The organism is Streptomyces sp. BV286, assembly GCF_019090165.1.
GTDB lineage: Bacteria > Actinomycetota > Actinomycetes > Streptomycetales > Streptomycetaceae > Streptomyces.
In genome coordinates this window covers 26,605-34,213 of sequence record NZ_JAHRIB010000164.1, presented here as the reverse complement: position 1 = coordinate 34,213, position 7,609 = coordinate 26,605, and the positions used below count along the sequence as shown (strand labels likewise).

The 7,609-nt window shown below is 61.1% G+C and carries 8 protein-coding genes; 3 read left to right on the top strand and 5 right to left on the bottom strand.

Features of this window, described 5'->3' with window-relative positions; translation table 11 throughout:
• Window positions 1–10: 10 nt before the first annotated feature.
• A protein-coding gene (locus tag KUF83_RS29655) for an IS5 family transposase (protein ID WP_217457892.1) occupies window positions 11–819 on the bottom strand; the annotation gives its coding sequence in 2 pieces (ribosomal slippage) (window positions 11–480 and window positions 480–819; 810 coding nt in all).
• Between the two features lie 737 nt (window positions 820–1,556).
• On the opposite strand from KUF83_RS29655, the gene KUF83_RS29650 reads away from it, so the two are divergent.
• The 3 genes from KUF83_RS29650 (at window position 1,557) to KUF83_RS29640 (ending at window position 5,332) form a co-directional block, all read left to right on the top strand.
• The gene (locus tag KUF83_RS29650; RefSeq protein WP_217458059.1) at window positions 1,557–2,678 is read left to right on the top strand and encodes a DUF5677 domain-containing protein; all 1,122 of its coding nucleotides are present in this window, start codon (window positions 1,557–1,559) and stop codon (window positions 2,676–2,678) included.
• A gap of 361 nt (window positions 2,679–3,039) precedes the next feature.
• The gene (locus KUF83_RS29645) at window positions 3,040–3,465 is read left to right on the top strand and encodes a flavoprotein (RefSeq protein ID WP_254644579.1); all 426 of its coding nucleotides are present in this window, start codon (window positions 3,040–3,042) and stop codon (window positions 3,463–3,465) included.
• 19 nt (window positions 3,466–3,484) lie between these two features.
• Complete coding sequence (locus KUF83_RS29640) at window positions 3,485–5,332, top strand: hypothetical protein (RefSeq protein WP_217458058.1); 1,848 nt, start codon at window positions 3,485–3,487, stop codon at window positions 5,330–5,332.
• Window positions 5,333–5,748: 416 nt separating this feature from the next.
• Here KUF83_RS29640 and KUF83_RS29635 read toward each other — a convergent pair whose 3' ends face one another.
• From KUF83_RS29635 to KUF83_RS29620, 4 genes are all read right to left on the bottom strand, one after another.
• Window positions 5,749–6,216: a hypothetical protein gene (locus KUF83_RS29635; RefSeq protein ID WP_217458057.1), complete on the bottom strand. Its 468-nt coding sequence runs from the start codon at window positions 6,214–6,216 to the stop codon at window positions 5,749–5,751.
• Between the two features lie 91 nt (window positions 6,217–6,307).
• A complete protein-coding gene (locus KUF83_RS29630) occupies window positions 6,308–6,691 on the bottom strand; it encodes a hypothetical protein (RefSeq protein ID WP_217458056.1) in 384 nt (127 codons plus the stop codon).
• Window positions 6,685–7,119 (bottom strand): ATP-binding protein, encoded by a 435-nt coding sequence (locus KUF83_RS29625; protein ID WP_217458055.1) that lies wholly within the window; start codon window positions 7,117–7,119, stop codon window positions 6,685–6,687. Before KUF83_RS29625 ends, KUF83_RS29630 begins: the two co-directional genes overlap by 7 nt.
• A gap of 46 nt (window positions 7,120–7,165) precedes the next feature.
• On the bottom strand, window positions 7,166–7,573 hold the full coding sequence (locus tag KUF83_RS29620; protein WP_217458054.1) for an NUDIX hydrolase: 408 nt from the start codon (window positions 7,571–7,573) through the stop codon (window positions 7,166–7,168).
• Window positions 7,574–7,609 lie beyond the last annotated feature (36 nt).

Genomic DNA, 7,609 nt, shown 5'->3' with positions numbered 1-7,609 from the left:
ACTGATCGTTTCAGAATGAGATTCGGAGTCGTCTCAAGCAGATGATGCTGCAGGCGAGTTGGAGGAGTCCGAGGTGGAGGTCGGCGCGTATCTCGTAGCGGATCCGGAGTCGCTTGAACTGGTGGAGCCAGGCAAAGGTCCGCTCGACGACCCAGCGGGTCTTCCCCAGCCCGGAGCCGTGAGGGGTGCCTTTCCGGGCGAACTTCGGGGTGATGCCGCGGGCCCGGACAAGACGACGGTACTTGTCGTAGTCGTAGCCGCGGTCGGCGAACAGCCGGCTTGGTCGGTGACGTGGCCGACCTCGAACACCGCGGATGCGGGGTATCGCATCCAGCAGGGGCATCAGCTGAGTGACATCGTGACGATTCCCGCTGGTCAGCGCGACGACCAGCGGGGTGCCGTGCCGGTCGACGATCAAGTGGTGCTTGCTGCCGGGCCGGGCCCGGTCGACCGGCGAAGGTCCGGTGTGAGCCCCCCTTTGAGCGCCCGGACGTGCGAGCCGTCAATCGCAGCGTCGTCCATGTCCAGCAGACCCGCGGCCCGCAGCTCCGCCAGCAGCACCTCATGCAGCTGCGGCCAGACGCCGGCCTCGGTCCAGTCCCGCAGACGCCGCCAGGCCGTCACCCCGCTGCAGCCGACCTGTTCCGCCGGAACGTCCCGCCAGCTCACGCTCTTGCACAGCACGTAGACGATGCCCCGCAGGGCAGCCCGGTCATCTGCAGGCAACCGCCCGGGATACCGGCGCCGCCTGGGCGGACGAGCAGGCAACAACGGGGCCACACGTTCCCACAGGTCATCAGGCACAAGATCAGCAGACACCCAACAAATCGTGCCGACACAACACCCAACTGCCAAGCCCCACAACGAACTTCATTCTGAAACGATCAGTTAGGAGTTCGATCAGCTCCGGCGCCAGCGGTGGATGCCTGCTGAGCCATCGGTCATGCGAGGTAGCTCAAGGCTGACCATGTCCGCTGGCGTTGATGTCAGGCGTGGATGTCAGCTGTCGAACAGATCCGGATGCGGGCAGGGCTCCAGCGGGTCGCGCGGCCGGTCTGCCCACTTCCACCAAACGTGCCGGTTCGAGCAGCCCCAGACCATGCGGCAGGTGCGCCGGTCATCGTCCTCACGTCGGCACAGAACAAAGGCGCCGGCCTCCAACGGACTGTCGCAGGCAGGACAGATCGGCATTGAGTCGATTGGCATTCTTGTCCCGGGCCCGGCGGTTACAAACACCCCATCTTGCCTGAGGTCCACCCTTGGGTGGTATCCCGTTTGGTCGGGGGGCTGTGACCTGGGGGTTCGCCGCTGGCGACTGCGGGGCGACTGTCACTGTCGGTCGTCGTTGGTCGGCCTCGGACGGCCCAGAGACGGCCCAAGAGCGATCACAGAGTTGCGCATCACTGGCGAGGTAGCCGGATCTTCGCCTGTCGGCAGGCGGCTGACCTGGCGGGTGCACGCTGCTCCCACAGCATCGCGGCGAAGCCTTAACCCCTTGCCTCCCGGACCAGGACTGCGATTCAATGGCAGGTTTCCCACGTGAGAGGTGAAGGCGTATGAAACCGGAAGACTCAGCACTCTTGCGGTATGCAGTAAACAAGCTTAATGAAGAGATCGGGAAAGGGTCCTTCACAAGTCAAGACGAAGACGAGACTGGAAAAGCCTTGCTATTAGCCATGGACGAAGCCATTGGATTGGCCCACGAACTGACGCCAGACGATCACAATTGGTTTCTGAGCGCGATAGCTAAAAGGCATCGAGTTCGCAAGAAGATGATGGCGAAGATCAGACGCACTCATTTGCGGAGATGGGGGCGAGGTCTCCTCCTTTTCGATGACGTGCTGGCCACTGCAGAAGTGCTAAACACGGCCATTCAAGATGCGATTGGCGAATGGGTCGTGGATAATGAGCCATCAATCAAAAGGAGTAGCCTTCTAGGTGTGCAAGGAATTCTTGGAGGAAAGGCCCTCAAATGTCTTCTGCTATTGTCTCTCCACTCGCGAGCATGCTCAATTTCGAACGAGATTAGACTTCTAGCCGAGCATGGCTTCCCCGAAGCAGTAAGGGCTAGGACAAGGAGCTTGCATGAGCTCGGGGTCATCACGCTCGCGCTGTCCGTGCATGGGCAGGCGGACACTAGCGTTTCCGATCGCTATGGCGCCTGGACACTCGCCGAGGCCCGTAAGGAAGCGCGAGCTGTCGCGTCACAAGGGGGGACGCCTGACCCACTCGACGAGCAGGAAGCAGAATTGGAGCGTCGGGCAGCTGCAACATGGGGGAACGACTTTTTCAAACAGAATGGCTGGGCAGCGCCACTTTTCCCTGGACGCAGGCCACCCATCCCGTTCAGTGACATCGAGCAGCTGGTGAACATGGAGCACATGCGCGGCTTCTACATGGCAGGGAATGACGCAATCCATGCAGGCCCAAGCGCACTCATGAACCGCTTACGACTGCGCGACGGGTCGGTATTCCCGACAGTGAGCGAGGTTCAGCATCAGACCGTTAGGCATTTTCTGGCCGTCGCTGTAATTGCACTTTCCGATCTTGGTTCTACAGTTTGCAGAGTAGTGGCTTCAATCACCGGAGATTTCGATCTACTTACCGGTGTAAAAGTGGTTCGGGACGCCGAGGACCGCACCGTTTTGGAGTTCGAGAACGACGGAATGAGGGCTTAGCCGCTGGGTCGGTGGAGTCTCAATGGTCGAGTCAGGAATCGGCTGCCTGCGCGCCCCTCGATGCGAACTACCGGCGTGGTGGTCGCTGAGGTCTGTCAGCCTGTCCACGCGGGGGCTGGGGAGCGGCAGCGGTTGCTGATAGTCGCTGTGGTTGCGGTACTTCTCTGCTGTACTGCTGTACTGCTGGCCGTGGGGATGGACCAATACGGGGTGGTGGAACCGTGAGTGCAGACAGCCGCGGAGTGCTTGGAGTCGTGGGCACAGCAGCCGATGGAGTCGAGCAGCTACGCACCGGACTGGTGGAGCCAGGCCTCGCCCTCGGCTGGCAGGTAGCCGTGACCCTCACGCCCAATGCCGGCCGATGGCTGAGGGCGAACGGCGAGCTGGAACGCCTGGAGGCACTGACCGGCTGCCGGTGCGGGATGGGCCTCGCCTGCCGAATGAGCCTCGCCCACACCCGGTGGCCGACTGCTACGTCGTCGCCCCGGCGAGCGCGAACTACGTGGCCAAGCTCGCGGCGGGCATCGCCGACAATCAAGCACTGACGCAGGTAGGCGAAGTACTGGGCACCCTCGGCGTTCCGGTAGTGGTCTTCCCTCGGATCAACGCGGCACATGCACGACACCCGGCATGGGAGGGACACATCGAGACGCTGCGAGCGGCAGGCGCCGAGCTGGTGTACGGGGCTGACGTCTGGGCTTTGAACGAACCGCGTCAGGACCCCACAGATCGAGAGCTTCCGTGGGCCGCAGTCTTGGCTCCTACGCACCGAGTATCGGGTAGTTGAAGAGATCCGGTCCGGAAATATGACGCGCGAGTCAGGCAAAAAGAATGGGGACAGCGAAATGGCGCGGGTAGAGTGGGCCGCATTGGGTGGCGACGAAGTCGAAGCAGTAATTTCAAACCTTCTCTACAATGAGCACCCTAACGCAACCCGAATTAGACCCTCGCAAGGCGACTACGGGATTGACGTCCTGATTCCCCATCGCGGACACCCCGAGGTTAAGGATGTCTATCAGGTCAAGAAATTTGCCACGAACCTGACAGAATCGCAAAAACGCCAGATCGAGAAATCTTTTCGTCGAGCACTGGTAGGGCTAATTCGAGGGAATGTACCGGTTGGCGACTGGTATCTCGTAATGCCCCTCGACCCAACACCTGAGAATATGTTCAACTGGTTTAACGACATGCCTGATGAAGTCATCAAAAGCATGTTTAACGACAAGAAACTTAAACTCACCGCGACGGAAAAATCAAAACTGATCGAATGGAGAGAGACGGAAGGGCGCACAATCGAATGGAAGGGCCATCTCTTTTGCGAAGCACTGGCGAGTAAGCATTGGTTCGTTCCGGATTACTACTTGCATGGTGGCAGCGACCGCATCAGGTCGGCCGTGGAACAGGTTGCCCAAATCCTGCGCACAGATCTACCGCTCAGAGCTAACGATTCGGGTGATTTGACATCCGTACTGTCGCCAGGCGACATCGGTGCACATCTTGGCCGCCTCAAGGATGCGCTCGACGGTGATCCCCACTTCCGTTACGGGATCAGCTTGGACCCTTCTGCTCCAGAATTGGTGGACGAGCCTGGCCTCATCGCTGCCACACAGGAAATCTCGCCAGATGGATCTTGCGTAACGTTCCGCATCTACGAGCGGTTCGCCGAGGCGCTTAACGAGCGACCCATTCCCATCCAATTGCGATTTGAATTTGAAGAAGGAGACACTGAGGCATTCGAGACCTGGCGAAAGTATGGGAAACCACTCACTTCCTCCGCCTCGTTCAGCATTGATCTGCCGGGTGGCCTAGGCGGAAAACACGAGAACGGGAGAGTTCGAATCACCCCAGCGGGTGGCGGTGAAACAATTGAGAACCGCTACCGCGTTGTCACGCCTGGAGGAGACGTAGTTGGTGAAGCCCTCTTCAGTTCGGTGACAGCATCGGGGCTTGATGGAACAGGCCGATGGGTTCACGGGTCGGACGCCAGTGGAGTTTTGCATATTGATGTCCTGGTGGACGCAAATGACCGCAGCCTGCGCGCGAATTTCGAGTTCGGTCAGGTAGCAGGGAAAAATCCAGTCGACGCCCTTCCCGCCCTTGAGTTCATGACAGGACTTACAGCGCCCAATAAACTGCAAGTAGCTGGCAAATATGGACCGTTTGCAGACCTCGAAACCATCCAAGAGAGCTCCTCCCTAATCCCTGACGTGATATTGGAATACGTTCGAGCTCTCGCGATTCTCCAAACACGTACGACCATACAAATCAGCACGCCCGACCTTTCACAGGTAACCATGCGAGAGGCTCGTTCGGTAATTCGTGCTGCATCCCTAGTGCAAGGCAAAACAGTCGTCCAAAAATGGAAAGAAGTTACCGTAGATTCCCCTCTACCTGACAGTGAAATTGACTTTGATGGGCACTACCAACTATCGATACTGAAACCGCTCTCCCTCACAATCAGTGGAAGGCTCTTCCACTTCGGTGTGACAGACATGGTGATGCTCTCGGCAAAATTTTTGCGTGATGCGGATGGAGTGCTCAAAGCATTCCCAAATATCAATGATTCCGCTCATCAATTCCTTGCAGAGGAGGATTCGATCCCCGAGGGAAAAAACCTGCCGGTGCGCCTTAGGGAATTCCCAAACAGTCAGTAGATCGGCCCGGCCTAGAACCACTGAGGTCGGCGGAGCGGGTTTGGCCGGTGTCCTGCCCGGTTTGGGGTCGAGCATGATCAGGGGGCCGTACGCTGGCTGGCAACTCGGGCAGGCTGTGATCCTGCCCGGAATTTGAACGAGTGGCCCCCTGGTCTTGCTCGACGCGGGACCCGAACCGGGGAGGTGGCTAAAGCCGTGGAGCCGACCGCCCCAGCCACAACGGGTTTCCCCACCCTCGTGCCGGCCGTTTCTCTCGGTTGGTACCGCGCTCGGTGCGCCGCCGCCCGGCCGGGGGCAGCCGGGGCGGAGACAGAGGCAGCCCCCGGCCGGGGGCTGCGGCGCGCGCCGCGCTTGCGCGGCGCCTTGAACTAGTAGAGAAAGTTGTAACTCACTGGTCCTGGAGGGTTCTGTGCGGCTCAGGCTAGCCACAGCTGGTCTACCGCGATCCACAGGCTGAGGAGCAGTCCGGCTGCGGCTATCGCGGTGTGAAGCGTCGCCCAGAGGATCCAGATGCGCATCTTGGCGGACCGAGGAAACTCCTCCCGGTGCTCTACTTGGTTCGCCGCTATCAGGCTCGGCAGGTTCAACCCAGGATGGCGTGTCCCAAGCTCGGCTCGCATGCGGTCAGCCATGCCCGAATGGACTGCCCAGCGTTCTCCGTACTTGGCGCTAGCGACGGCGCCAAAGGTCCCCAAGACACTCAGAGGCAATGTCACGCCGAGAGATGGAAGCCCGAGGCGGCCATGTTGGGTCAGAAACCCCAGCGCTGCTGCCGTCACGATGATCACGATGTTGGTCAGGGCTGCCCGCTGATTCTCCATTTGGCGGGCCTCCTCGCGTTGCCCTTTCCAAAGCTCAAGTAGAACGTCGTTCTCGTCCGCCATAGATGCCTCCCCCTGGCACCAGGAAAGCCTGTGAGGCGGCGTCAGCCAAGAGGGCCTCGTACGGCGTGAGACGGAACCAGCTGCTTCGTTGTCAGTAGATGTTTCTGGGTTTGAAGTCGTATGCGCAGGCTGGCAGTTCGATGCCCTGTCGGTGTGCGAGTGGCAGGAAGAGGACTGGGTGGATGGTCCAGGTGATGCGGGTGCTGGCGTGGGTCACTGAGACTGTGCAGGGCTGCATCCGTATGAGCGCTCGGCGGGTCTGACTGCGGCCCTCGTACAGCCACCCCCACGCCTCGTCGGATGCGTCGGCATCGAGTGCCGGTGAGATCGTGCGGAGAGCCACCGCTACCCACCTGTCGGCCTGAGGTGCTGAGTGCGCATCGAAGGATGCTCGGAGCTCTGGCGCCGTCCCCTCGGCAAGCTCTTCCGTCCAGCACTCACACCAGTAGCCCCACTGCGGCTTGTCCATCAGCATGAGTGGCCCCCTGGGCGGGCCCCGGTAAAGAGTTCCGCGGTGACCGTGTGGCCGCCGTCGCTGTCGTGGATCACGACCCGGTGTGCGATCGCGCTGACCATGCCCAGTCCCCGGCCGTGCTCCGCCTCCTGGTCCTGGTCCTGGTGCTCGACCTTTGGGGCCAGACCGGTGCCCCCGTCATCCGTGACCGACAGAGCGATCATCTGCGGTGAGATCGCGAGGGCCAGATGGAAACTGCCCGGCTGCCGGCCGCTGGCGGTGTGGAGGATCGCGTTCGCGCTCAGCTCGCTCACGATCACTGCGGCGTCGTCGGCCAGTGGCGAGCCTCTGAGGATGTCCCGTGTCCAGCGGCGGGCCCTGCTGACCTCTTCGGGGAATCCTGGGCAAGTGAGTCCCCAGACCCGGGCGGTGCTCGTATACTCGTGCATACAAGTTCCTTCGTGCTGGTAGGCCGCCATGTGCAGCGGGTTCGGCCTAGACGAGTTTGACGCCGTTGTGTGCGCGGACGGCTGGCGGGGACAACGCGTCGAGAGCGTCCAGGACACGGATCGCGTATGCCTCGTCGGCGAGGTCGGTGACTTCTTCGCGGGTGGCCCATCGCAGTGCGCGGGTCTCGTCCCCGGTGGTGGGTGTGCCGTCGGCGGCCTCGCAGCGGAAGACCATGGAGACGATGAGGCCCGTCATGTTCTTGTAGATCCCGGTGAGGGTGGCAGGAAGTGCGATCTTGATGCCGGTCTCTTCGAGGACTTCCCTCTGAAGCGCCTCGGGGAGGGTTTCCTCCGGCTCGACGATGCCGCCCGGGGGCTCCCACTGGCCGTTGTCGCGCCGCTGGATCAAGAGAGCTCGGCCCTGGTCGTCGACGATGACTCCGGCAACGCTCACGGAGTGCGGACGGTCAGCGGTCACGTTCCTCGGCCC

Bases quoted from the DNA above. Each gene is read 5' to 3' on its own strand.
- KUF83_RS29625 (WP_217458055.1), bottom strand. From the start codon at position 7,119: ATGCACGAGTATACGAGCACCGCCCGGGTCTGGGGACTCACTTGCCCA.
- KUF83_RS29650 (WP_217458059.1), top strand. From the start codon at position 1,557: ATGAAACCGGAAGACTCAGCACTCTTGCGGTATGCAGTAAACAAGCTT.
- KUF83_RS29635 (WP_217458057.1), bottom strand. From the start codon at position 6,216: ATGGCGGACGAGAACGACGTTCTACTTGAGCTTTGGAAAGGGCAACGC.
- KUF83_RS29640 (WP_217458058.1), top strand. From the start codon at position 3,485: ATGACGCGCGAGTCAGGCAAAAAGAATGGGGACAGCGAAATGGCGCGG.
- KUF83_RS29630 (WP_217458056.1), bottom strand. From the start codon at position 6,691: ATGCTGATGGACAAGCCGCAGTGGGGCTACTGGTGTGAGTGCTGGACG.
- KUF83_RS29645 (WP_254644579.1), top strand. From the start codon at position 3,040: ATGGCTGAGGGCGAACGGCGAGCTGGAACGCCTGGAGGCACTGACCGG.